Annotated in this window: 16 protein-coding genes; 3 read left to right on the forward strand and 13 right to left on the reverse strand. The window is 34.6% G+C overall.

Annotated features, from left to right (window positions below; translation table 11 throughout):
- Positions 1-25 precede the first annotated feature (25 nt).
- The gene (locus tag ACLL8X_RS01155; protein ID WP_411989117.1) at positions 26-328 is read left to right on the forward strand and encodes a c-type cytochrome; all 303 of its coding nucleotides are present in this window, start codon (positions 26-28) and stop codon (positions 326-328) included.
- 12 nt (positions 329-340) lie between these two features.
- On the opposite strand, the gene ccoS is transcribed toward ACLL8X_RS01155, so the two are convergent.
- Together ccoS and ACLL8X_RS01165 are read right to left on the reverse strand one after the other, a co-directional pair.
- Positions 341-547, reverse strand: coding sequence for a cbb3-type cytochrome oxidase assembly protein CcoS (gene ccoS, locus ACLL8X_RS01160; protein ID WP_411989118.1), 207 nt, complete (start codon positions 545-547; stop codon positions 341-343).
- Positions 544-2901 (reverse strand): heavy metal translocating P-type ATPase, encoded by a 2358-nt coding sequence (locus ACLL8X_RS01165; RefSeq protein WP_411989119.1) that lies wholly within the window; start codon positions 2899-2901, stop codon positions 544-546. Before ACLL8X_RS01165 ends, ccoS begins: the two co-directional genes overlap by 4 nt.
- Before the next feature lie 106 nt (positions 2902-3007).
- Between ACLL8X_RS01165 and rho the strand changes: the two genes are divergently transcribed.
- Both rho and ACLL8X_RS01175 read left to right on the forward strand, forming a co-directional pair.
- Positions 3008-4300 carry a transcription termination factor Rho gene (gene rho, locus ACLL8X_RS01170; RefSeq protein ID WP_411989120.1) on the forward strand — a complete coding sequence of 431 codons (1293 nt, stop codon included), beginning with the start codon at positions 3008-3010 and terminating at the stop codon, positions 4298-4300.
- 3 nt (positions 4301-4303) lie between these two features.
- Positions 4304-5842 carry a DNA polymerase III subunit gamma/tau gene (locus ACLL8X_RS01175; RefSeq protein WP_411989121.1) on the forward strand — a complete coding sequence of 513 codons (1539 nt, stop codon included), beginning with the start codon at positions 4304-4306 and terminating at the stop codon, positions 5840-5842.
- Between the two features lie 5 nt (positions 5843-5847).
- Here ACLL8X_RS01175 and ACLL8X_RS01180 read toward each other — a convergent pair whose 3' ends face one another.
- From ACLL8X_RS01180 to ACLL8X_RS01230, 11 genes are all read right to left on the reverse strand, one after another.
- Positions 5848-7947, reverse strand: a complete 2100-nt coding sequence (locus ACLL8X_RS01180) for a heavy metal translocating P-type ATPase (RefSeq protein WP_411989227.1) — start codon at positions 7945-7947, stop codon at positions 5848-5850.
- Complete coding sequence (locus ACLL8X_RS01185) at positions 7947-8141, reverse strand: heavy-metal-associated domain-containing protein (RefSeq protein ID WP_411989122.1); 195 nt, start codon at positions 8139-8141, stop codon at positions 7947-7949. Before ACLL8X_RS01185 ends, ACLL8X_RS01180 begins: the two co-directional genes overlap by 1 nt.
- Before the next feature lie 3 nt (positions 8142-8144).
- Positions 8145-9104, reverse strand: coding sequence for a cation diffusion facilitator family transporter (locus ACLL8X_RS01190; RefSeq protein ID WP_411989123.1), 960 nt, complete (start codon positions 9102-9104; stop codon positions 8145-8147).
- A gap of 56 nt (positions 9105-9160) precedes the next feature.
- Positions 9161-9433 (reverse strand): TFIIB-type zinc ribbon-containing protein, encoded by a 273-nt coding sequence (locus ACLL8X_RS01195; protein WP_411989124.1) that lies wholly within the window; start codon positions 9431-9433, stop codon positions 9161-9163.
- 69 nt (positions 9434-9502) lie between these two features.
- Entirely contained in the window at positions 9503-9997 is a 495-nt protein-coding gene (locus ACLL8X_RS01200) for a threonine/serine exporter family protein (protein ID WP_411989125.1), read from the reverse strand.
- The gene (locus ACLL8X_RS01205; RefSeq protein WP_411989126.1) at positions 9994-10770 is read right to left on the reverse strand and encodes a threonine/serine exporter family protein; all 777 of its coding nucleotides are present in this window, start codon (positions 10768-10770) and stop codon (positions 9994-9996) included. Before ACLL8X_RS01205 ends, ACLL8X_RS01200 begins: the two co-directional genes overlap by 4 nt.
- A 2-nt stretch (positions 10771-10772) precedes the next feature.
- Entirely contained in the window at positions 10773-11381 is a 609-nt protein-coding gene (locus ACLL8X_RS01210; protein WP_411989127.1) for a DedA family protein, read from the reverse strand.
- A 41-nt stretch (positions 11382-11422) separates the two neighbouring features.
- On the reverse strand, positions 11423-11650 hold the full coding sequence (locus tag ACLL8X_RS01215) for a hypothetical protein (protein ID WP_411989128.1): 228 nt from the start codon (positions 11648-11650) through the stop codon (positions 11423-11425).
- A gap of 10 nt (positions 11651-11660) precedes the next feature.
- Positions 11661-13076, reverse strand: a complete 1416-nt coding sequence (gene omp50 / locus ACLL8X_RS01220) for an outer membrane tyrosine kinase (RefSeq protein WP_411989129.1) — start codon at positions 13074-13076, stop codon at positions 11661-11663.
- A gap of 145 nt (positions 13077-13221) precedes the next feature.
- Positions 13222-13704 (reverse strand): peptidylprolyl isomerase, encoded by a 483-nt coding sequence (locus ACLL8X_RS01225; protein WP_411989130.1) that lies wholly within the window; start codon positions 13702-13704, stop codon positions 13222-13224.
- A 9-nt stretch (positions 13705-13713) separates the two neighbouring features.
- The gene (locus ACLL8X_RS01230) at positions 13714-14421 is read right to left on the reverse strand and encodes a YebC/PmpR family DNA-binding transcriptional regulator (protein WP_411989131.1); all 708 of its coding nucleotides are present in this window, start codon (positions 14419-14421) and stop codon (positions 13714-13716) included.
- Positions 14422-14450 lie beyond the last annotated feature (29 nt).

Consider the following 14450-nt stretch of genomic DNA (forward strand, 5'->3'; position numbering starts at 1 on the left):
AATTTTTACTTAAGGAGAAATCAAAATGAAAAAATTACTTGCAGTTTCAGCTTTAGCATGTCTTGGCGTTTCAGCTTTCGCCGCAGATGGTGCTACACTTTTTAAAAAATGTGCAGTGTGCCACGGTGCAAATGCTGATAAAGTTTATCTAAATAAAGTTCCAGCTTTAAAGAGTATTTCTTCTACTGAAAGACTTCAATACATGAAAGAATACTCAGAAGGCAAAAGAAATGCTTATGGTCAAGGTGCCATTATGAAGCTTAATCTTAAGGGTCTAACAGAAGAAGACTTTAAAGCCATTGAAGCTTATATTGAAACTTTAAAATAATTTCAGGCTTTCTTAAGAAAGCCTTTTTTTATCCAAAGCTTCTTTTTTACGCCTCTCAAGCTTAATAGCATCAACAAGACTTTCTTCATCATCATTTAAAATTGTAAATTTATAATCATCGTCAAATTGCTTGTTTTTAATCCCCCAAAGCAGGGTCGCTAAAATAATAAAAAAGGCTAAAATAGAAACCCCTATCATCATCATAATCACAGCATTCATTCTTTAATCCTTAAAGCGTTTAAAACGACTATAATACTACTAAAAGACATAGAAATAGCCGCAAATAAAGGATTTATCATACCCAAAAAAGCTAAAGGTAGGGTAAGGGCATTATAAAGCAAAGAAAAAGCCAAATTTTGCTTGATGATTTTAAAAGTATTTTTAGCTAAGATTATCGCCCTTTTTAAAGAAAATAAATCATTTTTCAAAAGCAAAACATCGCTACTTTCTATGGCTAAATCACTCCCTTCTTTTAAGCTCATAGAAACACTGGCGTATTTTAAAGCCAAAGCATCATTAACCCCATCGCCCACAAATAAGACCCTATGATTTTTGCTTAAATCTTCTACAAAACGCATTTTATCCTCAGGCAAACAAGAGGCTTTGAAATTAGGGATTTTTAGTTCTTTAGCGATTTTTTCCACCGCTTTTTGATTATCGCCACTTAGTATTATAAGCTCTTTTTTTTCCTTTTTAAGATAAGCTATAAGCTCTTTTGCACCTTCTCTTAAAACACTATCAAATTCAAAAAAGGCTAAAATTTTGCCCTTTTTAGCAAAAACAAAATGCGTATGGTTAAATTCCTTAGTCAAAATGCCATTTTCTTGCAAAAACCTTGAACTTCCACCCAATAATAACTCTCCTTTAAAAAAAGCACTCAAACCTTTAGCCTGAATGCTTGAAAGTTTTTCAAAGCTTAAATTTAAATCCTTAGCCCCCTTTTCTTTCAAATACAAAGCTATATTTTGAGAAATGGGGTGTTTAGAAAGTTTAACAAAATTATAAAGCTCGTCTAAATTTAAGCTTTTATCTAAAAAAACTTCCTTAAGTTCTAATTGCACCTTAGTTAAAATACCCGTTTTATCAAATGCCACACAATCACACTTGCTTAAATCTTCTATCACGCTAGAGCTTTTAAATAAAATATGTTTTTTCAAAGCCCTGCCTAAAGCCACGAGATTGCTTACGGGCGTGGCTAAAGCCAAAGCACAAGGACAAGCGATAATTAAAACAGAAATAGCATTAACCAAAGAAAGCTCAAAACTAGCTTCTTTATAAAAAAACCAAAAGGCAAAACAAACAAAAGCCACACACAAAACAGCCCTTGAAAAATAAGCCGCAAGAGAATTAACCAAGCTTTCAAGTTTTGCTTTTTTGGCACTAGCAAGTTCTAAAAGCCCAATGATTTGACTGAGTTTTGAGTCTTTATAAAGCTTTGTTGCTTCGTATTCCACGCTTCCATCAAGCACTATACAAGCTGAAAAAATCGCACCCCCTTTTTGCACAAGCTGGGGAGTGTTCTCGCCATTTAAAGATGAGCTATCTATGCTCGCCTCGCCCCTTAAACAAAGCCCATCAATGAGAATTTTATCCCCCGTTTTAAGCAAAATTCTATCACCCACACAAACCTTTTGCACCTGTTTGGGAGCAAATTCCTTACCATTAAAAACCAAAACTTCATTCTGCAAAAAATCATTCAGTCCATCTAGGGTATCTAAGGCACGCTTTTTGCTAAACATTTCAAGGTATTTGCCTATGAAAACAAAGCAAATTATCATCGCTACTGAGTCAAAATACACCTCACCTACCCTAAAAAACATCGCCCACAAAGAATAAATATAAGCCAAACTCGCCCCGCTAATGACTAGCACATCCATATTTAAACTACGCATTTTTAAGGTTTTAAAAGCACTTTTATAAAAATGAGAACCCGTATAAAAAAGCACAGGAGAACAAAGAATAAATTCAGCAAAGTTTAAAATATCCTTAGTATCCTTATCCATACCGCTAAAAAATCCTGCATATTTTGCCACAGCTATCCACATAATATTCATCACACAAGCTATGGCTACTACAAGCTTAGAATAAAATTCCCTTTTTAGCAAATCCGCTTTTTTAGAAGCCCTACTCGCATCATAAGCACTGGCTTTATAACCTATGCTTTCAATGAGCTTTAAAATTTGCGTCAAGGAAATACTTTGCCCATCAAAAACAATGCGTGCTTTGTGGCTAAGATGATTAATATCAAGCTCTAAAATTCCTTCTTGCTGGGTTAGAATTTTTTCATTAAGCCAAATACAAGCGGCACATTCTATGCCGTGAATCATAAGATAAATTTCACTAAAGCCTTCTTTGGTTTGAGTGATAAATTCATCATAATTTTTCATCGCCTTTTGAAAACTAATGGGATTTAAGGTTTGATTTCCAAGCTTTTCATAAAACTCATCTAATCCACTCTCGTGCAAAATTTCCCAAACACTCTCACAACCCTTACAACAAAAAAATTTTCCCTTATACTCTATCATTTGGGCTTGTTTATAGTCTAATCTGCAATGCTCACATTTCATTATCATTCTTTAAAAAATATTTTTTATAATTATAAACAAATTTGACAAAAAGTGCATTTTTTTACTAAAATCACATTTTACAAAAATATTCTGCTAAATCTTACGAGGACTTATGGAAAAAAAACAACATCAAAGAACCCACATCCCAGTGGAAGGTTATAAAATCGAAGAATTAAAACTGCTAGATTTAGAAAAGCTAGTTAAAATCGCCAATGAATGCGAAATCGAAAATCCACGCGAATTTCGCCGTCAGGAGCTTATTTTTGAAATTTTAAAGGCACAAACTAAAAAGGGTGGTTTTATACTTTTTACAGGAATTTTAGAAATTTCTTCTGAAGGCTATGGCTTTTTAAGGGGTATGGACTCTAATCTTAGCGATAGTGTCAATGACGCTTATGTTTCCAATTCGCAAATTAGAAAATTTGCTTTGCGTGTGGGCGATATTGTTACAGGACAAGTAAGAGAACCAAAAGACCAAGAAAAATACTACGCCCTTTTAAAAATCGAAGCGATTAATTATCTGCCTTTACAAGAAGCTAAAGAAAGACCGCTTTTTGATAATCTTACTCCCATTTTTCCCACAGAAAAAATCAAGCTTGAATATGATGCAATGAAGCTTACAGGACGCGTTCTTGACCTTTTTACCCCCATAGGCAAGGGTCAAAGAGGTCTTATCGTAGCACCCCCTCGCACAGGTAAAACAGAACTGATGAAAGAACTTGCTACTGCCATAGCCAAAAATCATCCCCAAATGCACTTAATCGTGCTTTTAGTTGATGAAAGACCGGAAGAAGTTACCGATATGCAACGCTGTGTAAAAGGCGAAGTTTTTAGCTCAACCTTTGATTTACCTGCTTATAATCATGTGCGTGTAGCCGAGCTTGTCATAGAAAAAGCCAAAAGAATGGTAGAAACGGGCAAAGATGTTATTATCTTGCTTGATAGCATTACAAGACTAGCTAGGGCTTATAATACCGCCACACCAAGCTCTGGCAAGGTCTTAAGCGGTGGGGTGGATGCCAACGCCTTGCATAAACCTAAACGCTTTTTTGGAGCGGCTAGAAATATAGAAAATGGAGGCTCTTTAACCATAGTTGCCACGGCTTTGATTGACACAGGCTCAAGAATGGATGATGTGATTTTTGAAGAATTTAAAGGCACAGGAAATAGCGAAATAGTCCTTGATAGAAATATTTCTGATAGGAGAATTTATCCTGCCATTAATATCATCAAATCAGGAACAAGAAAAGAAGAATTGCTTCAAGGCGTGGCAAATCTTCAAAAAATTTGGGCTCTTCGTTCAGCCATTTCTCAAATGGATGATGTTGAGGCGCTGAAATTTCTTTATTCTAAAATGCTTAAAACCAAAGACAATGAAGAACTTTTATCCATAATGAATGAGTAGAAAATGCTTCAAGCACTAGCGATTAAATACAGACCCAAAACCTTCGATGAACTCATAGGACAAAAAACCATTAGCGTAAGTTTAAAATACGCCTTAAATCATAACCGTTTAGCTCACGCTTATCTTTTTTCAGGGCTTAGAGGAAGTGGGAAAACCTCAAGTGCTAGAATTTTTTCTCGTGCTTTGGTTTGTGAGCAAGGACCAAGTGATACACCTTGTGGCACTTGCAAACACTGCCTTGCAGCCCTTGAAGGCAAACACATAGACATTATAGAAATGGACGCAGCCAGTAATAGAGGGCTTGAAGATATACAAATTTTAATCGAACAAACCAAATACTCCCCTTCTATGGCTAGATTTAAAATTTTCATCATCGATGAAGTGCATATGCTAACCCCCCAAGCTGCCAATGCACTTTTAAAAACCCTAGAAGAACCACCAAGTTATGTTAAATTTATACTGGCTACGACAGACCCTTTAAAACTTCCTGCTACCGTGCTTTCACGCACTCAGCATTTTCGTTTTAAGCAAATTCCTCAAAGTGAAATTTTAAATCATCTTAAAGCCATCTTACTTAAGGAAAATGTTAGCTTTGAAGAAGAAGCTTTGAAATTCATTTCACGCAGCGGTAATGGCTCTTTAAGAGATACTTTAACCTTGCTTGACCAAGCCATTATTTTTTGTCAAAATGAAATCAGCACAAGCAAAATCACTGATATGCTAGGTTTTTTGGACCCTGAAAAAATCAAAGCCTTTTATCAGGCTATTTTAACAAAAGACAAAGAAAAAGTCTTTGAATATTTGGAAGAATTGCAAGACTATGAAGCTTCAAGCGTGATTGATGAAATGCTTTTTTATTTAAAAGAAAGCTTTTTTGCAAAAAGCACAGAATTTTCTACTCTCATTTATGAAAGATTTTTTCGCATTTTATCTAGGGCGAAAAATATGCTCTGCGATGATGATGGTTTTACACTTTGTGTTATGGCTTTTATGATGATGGAAGCAAGTCATTTAAAAGAAATTGACACACAAATCCAAGAAATAAGCACGAGCAAAATCACACCAAAAACAAACCCCAATCCACCAAGCTCTAACTTAAGCTATTCTAAAACACCTGAGAAAAAAACAGAAAAAAATGCCTATGAAATTTTGCTTGAAAGCATTTATGATAGGGATTTTGATTTAGGAGAATGTTTTAAACAAAGCACGAACTTTATCAGCTTTGAAAATAATATTTTAAATATAAGCTCAAACGCACAAGGACAAAACCGCGATACACTCAATAAAGGCTTTAAACTCATACAAGAGCTTTTTAAGGCTAAGTTTGGAGAGTATGCTAAAATTAAAGTGCAAAAAGCACTAGAGCTTGATGAAAACAAACTCCAATCCTTAACTCAAGAACTGCCCAACAATGAAAACAAAAACATAGATATTCAAAGCTCTATTAATAGGCTTAAAGAAGGGGCTAAAAAATTTGACCCACAAGAAGAACTTAAAGAGGCTTTAAAAGATTGTTTTGGAGAACCTAGCATAGAAAAATAAATTATTTAAATATTTTTAAGTCTTAAAGAATTTAACACCACTGCAATAGAGCTAAAACACATAGCAAGTGCTGCTAGATGGGGACTTAGAGTGATAAAAGGCACAAAACCTGCTGCTATGGGAATACAAAGAGCATTATAAATAAAAGCCCAAAAAAGATTTAGTTTAATAATATAGCGTGTTTTTTTAGCGAGTTTAAAACATTTAAAAATAGCCGATAAATCATCTTTTATCAAGATAAAATCCCCTGTTTTTTTAGCCAATTCATTCGCCTTTGAAAAACTCATACTCACACTTGCAGCCGATAAAGCCGCAGCGTCATTAATCCCATCTCCTATAAAAAGAGTGTTTTTAACTTCCTTAATCCTTTGTAATTTTTCTTCACTCTTAAGTTCTGCGTAAAATTCATCTACTTGTAATTCTTTAGCGATTTTTTCTACATTTTTTTCATTATCCCCGCTTAAAATAATCGTTTTAAGATTTTGCTTTTTTAGATTTAATATAAGCTCTTTAGCCCCTTTTTTTAACACATTGCTTAACAAAACACCCCCTAAGCATTGCTTATTTTTAGCAAAATACACTCTAATATATCCCTTAAAAGAGTCAAAAAATGTATCCGTTTTTTGGGTTGTGATTTCATTTTTGTGTAAAAATTCCGCATTTCCTATTAAATACTCATCATCATTTTCTTTATAACTTATGCCTAAACCCATAATTATCTTAGCTTCGCCTTTTAAATCATAAATTTTATTTTGATTTAAGGCTTTGGCTATGGGATGAGAGCTTAAACTTTCGATTTCGCATAATTTTTTAAAATCATTTTCGCAAAGATTGTGTTTAAAAATATTTAAATTTGGGCGGGTTAATGTGCCTGTTTTATCAAAAAAAGCATAGTTGATTAGGGCTAATTTTTCTAAAGCGGCAGGGTTTTTAATCAAAATAAAATTTTTTGCCGCACTAGAGCTAGCCACCACCAAAGCAAGTGGAGTAGCAAGCCCTAAGGCACAAGGACAAGAGATTAAAAGCACCGCACAAGCGTATAAAAAAGCTGTATTTGTATCCGCTCTTATCGCCCAAAAAACAAAAACTAAAAAAGCAAAAAAAATAAGAGTGCCTACAAAGTATTTAGAAACAATATCAGTCAAATTTGCCAAAGGGCTTTTGATATTTCCTGCTTCAAAAACTAGATTTTTAATCTGCTCTAAAGTGCTATCCATAGCCTTTTTATTGGCTCTAATTTTCAAAGTGCCATTTAAAATCACAGCCCCCGCTTGCACCTCATCGCCTTCTTTTTTTAAAACAGGCAAAAACTCCCCATTTAAAAAACTCATATCAAGCTCGGCACTGCCTTTAAGCACCACTGCATCTGCGACTATGCTTTCTCCTTCTTTTACCAAAAGCACATCACCACTTTTGACAAAAGAGCTTGAAATTTCTTCAACTTTTTCATCTGCAAGTAAAATTCTTGCCTTTTTTGTATCTATTTTTTCAAGTTTTCTTTGATAAGCTTGTGCTTTAAGTTTAGCCTTGCTTTCTAAATATTTCCCCAAAAGCACAAAAGAAATAATCATCATCGCACCACTAAAATACAAATCTTCTTCTTTAAAAATTTGCATATACGCCAAAAAAGAATACACAAAAGCACTCAAAGTCCCTAAAGCGATTAGGGTATTCATATCTAAATTTTTGCTTTTAAGACCTAAAAAAGCGTGAATGAAAAAATCCCTACCACAATAAAATATCCCAAAAAAACTAAGCACCATCTGTATATTTTGCGAAAAAGAACTTTTAACAAACATTTCAAAATACATAAGCACCGCACTTAAAACTATGCTTAAAAGCAAATTTTTTCTTAATTGTAAATGTTTTTTTGCCCTGTATTCCATCAAATTTTGCTCATCTTCTAAAATTTCAAAGCCCAAATTTTGAATTTTTGTGATAATATCCTTGCGTTTTTGCATATCCTTAAGCAAAAAAACCCCACTAGAATTCACATAAGAAACACTAACATCTTCAACCCCATCAAGCTTTTTGCAAGCTCTTTCTATGGCATTAGAACAATTGACACAAGTCATTTTTCCTATTTTAAGACGAAATTCTTCCATCATAAACGCTCTACAATTTCAAAACCTAAATCCTGAAATTCTTTTGTAAAATTTGCCTTATCTTCTTCTTTTAAATCTAAGCTTAAAATTTGATTTTCCAAATCCACTTCTATTTTTCCAAATTCATCTTCCAGTGAGTTTTTAATCAGCTTCACACAACTTGCACAATTGACATTTTTCACTCTAAATTGCATTTTTTACTCCTTTAAATTAGGCTGTATGGTAATATGCCCTATATTAAAATGCTCCAAAAGCTCCTTAGAAAGCTCTTTATAAAGCACTTCAAATTCCTTAATGCTCTGTATATTTACCTCTATATGCAAGCTAGCTACAAACATTTTATTTGTAATCTCAACCACATGCAAATCTGTGATTTTTTCTACTTGCTGGTGTTTTAAAATAAGCCTTTCTACACTTTTAATATCCACAGGAGAACTCTCAAGCAAAATATTTATACTCTGTTTTAAAAGCTTTATAGACCATCTTAAGAGTAAAAGAGAGAGTATTAAAGCTAAAAGGGTATCAATATAGAAAAAATTCGTAAAATACATCACCACACCACCTACAATAACCACCAAAGAACCTAGTAAATCGCTTATCATATGTAAAAATGCGGATTTCATATTGACATTATTTAAATTCGCTCCCTTAAACATCAAAAGAGCATTAAAAGCATTGACTAAAAAGCCAATAATTGCAACTATCATCATAGTTTTTACATCAATTTGAACAGGATTAAACAATTTTTCTATGGCTTCATAAATGATAAAAAGAGCGGATAAAATAATGGTTAAAGCATTGATAAAAGCCACTAAAACTTCAAGACGAAAATATCCAAAGGTTTTTTGCTCGTCTTTGAATTTTTCAATAGCAAGTATAGCCAAAAAGCTAAGAGCCAAAGCAAAGACATCCGAAAACATATGCAAGGTATCACTTAAGAGTGCTAAAGAATTTGAAAGTATGGAGTAAATAAACTGCACCAACATCATAGAAAAAGTCATCACAAGCGAAATTTTAAGAATTTTTTTATCCATACTCCTAGCATCAGCGTGATGGTGGTGTTCGTGAGTATGAGTATGCTCGTGGGTGTGTCCGTGAGTGTGTGAATGATTACAAGCTTTGTGATAAAGGGGGGTGTGGGATAGGTATTGGCTCATTCTTATCCTTTTTAATTTTTTTGCGAAATATTAAACTAAAAAGGATAAATCTTAGTTTAAAAGTCAAAAAGCTCGCCCAACCAACTTTCTCTTTTTTTCTTTTTATAATAGCCTTCTTTATAATGACTTTCTTGGTGCTGTGGGCTATAATGATTATAATTTGAGTGTCCTCTTGGAGCTTGGTTTAAATTTGCCCCATTAGAGCGTTCTATGATTTTATCAAGCTCACCGCGGTCAAGCCACACACCACGACATTTTGGACAATAATCAATCTCCACCCCACTCCTATCACTCATAATCAAATCTACGCTACAAACAGGACATAACATACAAATACCTTTTTTTAAATTTTGATTTAAAATTATAAAAAGAAAGATTAAACAAATTTACAACAAGCTTTAATGTTTTTTCAAATGCCTAGTCATCATAAAGCTTTGCTCAAAAAAGATAAGCAAGGTAACACTCACCCCAACAGCTAAAGCTAAAGTTACCGAAAGAGTGGTAAAAAAATAATCAAAAAATTGCACCAAAAATTCAGCCTTAGCTGTCAAATCATCGCTGCGTATAAAAGAAATAAGATATAAAATCGCCTTGTAAGCATAAATTCCCGGTATCATAGGAATAAGAGCAGGAAAGGCTATAATCTCAGCAGGAGTTTTAACAAGCTTGGCTAAAGCTATGCCTAAACAACCTATGAAAAAAGAAGCTATAAAGGTCGCAATGGCTAGGGTTTGAAAATGAAAATACTCCATCAAAGCAAAGCGAAAGCCGTGAGCAATAGCCGCTAAAAGAGCTGATAAAATCAGGGTTTTTAAAGGGGGATTACAAGCATAGGCAAAGCCAAATCCCGCTAAAGCAGCAAAAAACATATCCTTTAAAATCACTTCTATCATTTTAAAATCCCAAAATCCGAAATGCTTAGCGTCATATAAATGCCTAAGGCTATACAACAAACCAAAATTCCCACACTAATAATACGACTAAGCCCCATTAAAATATAATTTTTTAATATATCAATCACGGAATTGATAAAAAATACTCCGGGTATGAGATATAAAATACTCGAACCCAAAGCCACATCAGCAGTGCTTGTATAGCCTCTATCTAGTCCAAAAAACACAAACCAAGAGGAAATAAAAGAACATAGAACATATTGAATTCTTAAATCAATCTTTACCCTAGTAAAAACAAATCTTAAAAATAGTCCTAAAAAGGTCGCAAAAAAGACCAAAATTCCCGCCCCAAAATCTCCACCAAAAAGCCTACAAAAAGCTGAATTTGCCACAGAAACAAATAAAAGATTAAACCAATAAGAATACTTTTTTTGCCTAGAAATTTGCTCAAAAACCCTTTTTGCCTTTTCAAGCTCGTATTTATGGTCATATATAGCCCAGCTTAAGGCACTAAGCTCAAAAATGAGTTTGAAATTAATATGAGCGTGATGATTAGGAATAACATAAGTTCTTTGAATGGAATTATCATTTTTATCTACGACATTTAAAGTGATATGATGAAAAAAGAAATTGATATTTATCTCATAGCCATAAACTTCGGCTATTCTTCCTACACATTTTGCCACTCTAGCTGTGTAAGTTCCAGCACTCAAAAGGGTTGTGGTGTAAAGGATTAAAAAATCAGTGAGTTCTTGTATATAGGGTTTTTGCATAATTAGCTTAAATCTTTTTTAAAAGGTTTTTTGATTTTAATATAAAGCAAACTTGCTAAAAATACAAAAATAACTATAAGGATAAGAATTTGAGTCAAATAAGTTTTAATCAATTCTTCATTTTGCCCTATATAAAAACCTAAAAATACAAGTATAGCTACCCAAATCGCACTTCCAAGAGCGGTAAAAAGTATGAAATTAAAAAGCTTCATTTTTACCAAACCCGCAGGCATAGAGATATACTGACGAATTCCGGGCAAAAGACGGCAAGTAAAGGTTGAAAATTCGCCGTGTTTATTAAAAAAATTCTCAAATTTAGCAAATTTGGCTTCATTTATACCAAAATATTTGCCCCATTTTAAGACAAAATTTTTGCCCCAAAAAAAGCAAATATAATAATTAATCAAAGCTCCCAAAACAGAACCTAAAGTCCCGCTAAGTATGCAAAGAGTCATATCAAGCTCACCTTTGTGGGCTAAATACCCAGCAGGTATCATTACCACTTCACTAGGAAAGGGTATAAAGCAACTTTCTAAGGTCATTAAAATAATAATGCCTAAGTATCCCCAAGCACTAGCACTCTCTACGGTAAAAGAAATAATCTCTTGCATATTAGCCACGACACAATGCGGCGTGAAAACCGCATTTAATGCTATTTACCCGCAACCGAAACTTGGTTTGGATTATCTGCTGCGCGTGCTATCATACACTCTTTTAAAACAGCAGCGTCAGCAGGGTCGCTTACTTTTTTATTAACCCAGCGTTCAACTTGTTTCATTGTTTTTGACTCAGGCTCCGGAGCTTCGTATTTTGCCATCAAACTTGCACAATCAGCCAAAACAAGGCTAGGTAATAAACTTGCAAAAAGTATTTTTCTCATCTTTTGCTCCTTAGAATTTCACATTATACATGAGCATAATATTGTCCGCTCTTGACTTGTCTTTTTTCGCTCCCCCAAATGGTAAGCCACGATTGCCCCAAGTATTTTGAATATTAGTATAACTAAGTCTTAAGAATTGGTATCTATCAAGCTGATAAATCACATAAATATCATGAGCTGTTCCCCTTGTCATTCTTATATTAAGCGGGTCATTGATACTTGGACGACTTAGAGTATACCAGTATCTGCTACCATAGAAAAATTCATAGCCCAATTTCAAAGCCTTAGTAAAATCATATCTAGCACCGATATGTGCAGCATAGCCGTCTTTTTCATTAAATGCCAGTTGAGATTGCACAGGAGCCATTGAGCTTAAAGTGTGAGCATTTGCTCCACTAGAATATCCTAAAGATGCAAACCAGCTTAAATTTGTTCCAAAGGTATTATAGTTTTCAAAATGGATATTGGCTAGGGTTAAGTCGCCTAGATTATAAACATCTGATGGCAATAAAACCATTCCATTCGTTGCAATTTCAGGAATTGGCAAAGAAAAATCTGTCATATGAGCCACATTGAAAATAACAAGATTTTCACCCATACCTTCAATAGGAAGCTCTCCTTCTACTGAAGCATAGTAAAGATTCGCATCGGCATCTTTTTGGTCATCCATCCAGTCTCTTACCTTGCCACTTTCGCTGTCCCATTGATAGGTTTTGCCATAAGCAGCACGAATAGCTACCTTATGCTCTTGTAAATATTCAGGCTTATAGGTTAAAACAGCTGCATCGCCTAAAACATTGATAGCTAAAGCCGGATAAGTTGATTGTCTTAGAGCGTTATTTCTAAGATTGCTTCCGGGTCCATCGGTTCCGGGTTGTCTTCCTATGGTTGCAATCCACTCAGGCGTGATGTAATAATCAAGATAGGCTCTATCCACATACAGCACAGAACCACTTGTTCTAGGATTTCTACCCGCATCCAAATCAAGCGGAGTTCCCGCCCAACCCATTTGAGACCAATTCTTAGCCATAGACAAACGACCATAGAATTTAGTTCTTTCGTTAATATCAGCGTTCATATTTAAATGAAGCTCATTCATCCATTTATTATTTGCACTATAATCAGCCCCACTAATTTTATAATTAGTATTAGAAAGTGCAGTTGAGAACTCAAGCCCAAATTTCACCTTGCTTAAAGCAGCTTGAAATTCAGTCTCATCAGCTCTATCATTAAGGTCAGCAAGCTCAGCTTTTACAGCTTCATTTTGCTTGGTTTGTGCTTCTCTTTCCTTTCTAATTTCTTTCAACTCAGCTTGAATTTGTGCAAGCTGTTTTTGTAGCTTAGTGATTTCATCATCAGTATTTTTAGCAAAAAGTGATGATGAAAGAAGACAAGCACTTAAAATAAGTGAAAACTTGGTTTTCATAGCAAAAACTCCTTGTAATTTTGTTACATTTTATTAAAATAAAAGCTTAATTATAAAGAAAAAAGTTTAAAGTAAAATTATTTGTTAATCCTATTTTGCTAGTTAAATTTATAACTAGCATTTGCAGAATTTGAGAGTTTAAAATTTAAATTTTATCGCAAATTTCAATATCTAAAATTTTATCACCCTGAGTGATGGAGTCTAAGACCTTTAAACTTTCTCTTTCTCTAGGACTGATGCGACCCAATATGGTGTGGATACCATCTAAATGAGGCTGGGGGCTATGACAGATGAAAAATTGCGAACCGCCCGTATCGCGTCCTGCGTGTGCCATAGAAAGTGTGCCTCTTTCGTGCTTTTTGCTCTGATTGTCGCATTCACAAATGATTTCATATCCGGGTCCGCCTACGCCACTGCCGTGTGGGCAGCCTCCTTGCACGACAAAATTAGGAATAACGCGGTGAAAATTCAAATCCTTGTAAAATCCTTCCTTAGCTAAATTCGCAAAATTACAAACATTCTGCGGTGCTTCATCTGCGAAAAGCTCTACCTTCATCGTGCCTTTTTCTGTTTTGATTAGGGCAAATTTATACTCATTTGCCTTGCTTGTGTCTATTGTTTTTATCATCTTTTCTCCTTAATTGATATTGGTATAAACAGCTTGAACATCATCTTCATCTTCAAGCTTATCTAAAAGTTTTTCTATATCTACAAGCTGTTCTTCGCTAAAGCTTACGGGACTGTTGGGTATATACTCAAGCCCTGCTTTTTTTAACACCAAAGCCTTAGTCTCTATCGCCACACTTAGCTCACCAAAAGCTGTATAATCCCCGCTAATTACCAATTCTTCTTCATTTTGTTCTAATTCTTCAAGCCCCGCATCAATCAAATCAAGCTCTAATTCTTCCAAATCCCCTGTGAATTTCTCAAGATGAAAAACCGCTTTTCTAGCGAACATAAAACCCAAAGAGCCATTTTGTAGCACTTCTCCGCCATTTTTACTAAAAATTGCTTTTACATTAGCTACCGTGCGTGTAGGATTATCACTCATACACTCAACTATAACCAAAGCTCCGTGCGGAGCCTTGCCTTCATAATGGATATTTTTTATTTCAAGCCCGTCCTTGCCACTTGCACGCTTGATAGCAGCGTCTATATTGTCTTTTGGCATATTATTTGCTTTGGCTGTGGCTATGGCACTTCTTAGCTTGGGATTCATATCAGGGTCGCTTCCGCCTTCTTTGGCTGCTACTTGTATGGCTTTAGCAAGTTTGGGGAAAAGTTTGCTCATTTTATCCCATCTAGCCTCCTTAGAAGCTCTGCGGTATTCAAACGCTCGTCCCATAAATTTCTCTCTTTCTGTAAATATTTTTA

Origin of the sequence: Campylobacter parajejuni, from assembly GCF_046764905.1 — a bacterium.
Lineage (GTDB): Bacteria > Campylobacterota > Campylobacteria > Campylobacterales > Campylobacteraceae > Campylobacter_D.

What these genes read in the sequence shown, in the direction of transcription:
- ACLL8X_RS01205 (WP_411989126.1), bottom strand. Translation starts at nt 10,770, where the DNA reads ATGCAAAAACCCTATATACAAGAACTCACTGATTTTTTAATCCTTTAC.
- ACLL8X_RS01215 (WP_411989128.1), bottom strand. Translation starts at nt 11,650, where the DNA reads ATGAGAAAAATACTTTTTGCAAGTTTATTACCTAGCCTTGTTTTGGCT.
- rho (WP_411989120.1), top strand. Translation starts at nt 3,008, where the DNA reads ATGGAAAAAAAACAACATCAAAGAACCCACATCCCAGTGGAAGGTTAT.
- ACLL8X_RS01195 (WP_411989124.1), bottom strand. Translation starts at nt 9,433, where the DNA reads ATGTTATGTCCTGTTTGTAGCGTAGATTTGATTATGAGTGATAGGAGT.
- ACLL8X_RS01225 (WP_411989130.1), bottom strand. Translation starts at nt 13,704, where the DNA reads ATGATAAAAACAATAGACACAAGCAAGGCAAATGAGTATAAATTTGCC.
- ACLL8X_RS01155 (WP_411989117.1), top strand. Translation starts at nt 26, where the DNA reads ATGAAAAAATTACTTGCAGTTTCAGCTTTAGCATGTCTTGGCGTTTCA.
- ACLL8X_RS01230 (WP_411989131.1), bottom strand. Translation starts at nt 14,421, where the DNA reads ATGGGACGAGCGTTTGAATACCGCAGAGCTTCTAAGGAGGCTAGATGG.
- ccoS (WP_411989118.1), bottom strand. Translation starts at nt 547, where the DNA reads ATGAATGCTGTGATTATGATGATGATAGGGGTTTCTATTTTAGCCTTT.
- ACLL8X_RS01190 (WP_411989123.1), bottom strand. Translation starts at nt 9,104, where the DNA reads ATGAGCCAATACCTATCCCACACCCCCCTTTATCACAAAGCTTGTAAT.
- omp50 (WP_411989129.1), bottom strand. Translation starts at nt 13,076, where the DNA reads ATGAAAACCAAGTTTTCACTTATTTTAAGTGCTTGTCTTCTTTCATCA.
- ACLL8X_RS01210 (WP_411989127.1), bottom strand. Translation starts at nt 11,381, where the DNA reads ATGCAAGAGATTATTTCTTTTACCGTAGAGAGTGCTAGTGCTTGGGGA.
- ACLL8X_RS01200 (WP_411989125.1), bottom strand. Translation starts at nt 9,997, where the DNA reads ATGATAGAAGTGATTTTAAAGGATATGTTTTTTGCTGCTTTAGCGGGA.
- ACLL8X_RS01185 (WP_411989122.1), bottom strand. Translation starts at nt 8,141, where the DNA reads ATGCAATTTAGAGTGAAAAATGTCAATTGTGCAAGTTGTGTGAAGCTG.
- ACLL8X_RS01180 (WP_411989227.1), bottom strand. Translation starts at nt 7,947, where the DNA reads ATGGAAGAATTTCGTCTTAAAATAGGAAAAATGACTTGTGTCAATTGT.
- ACLL8X_RS01165 (WP_411989119.1), bottom strand. Translation starts at nt 2,901, where the DNA reads ATGATAATGAAATGTGAGCATTGCAGATTAGACTATAAACAAGCCCAA.
- ACLL8X_RS01175 (WP_411989121.1), top strand. Translation starts at nt 4,304, where the DNA reads ATGCTTCAAGCACTAGCGATTAAATACAGACCCAAAACCTTCGATGAA.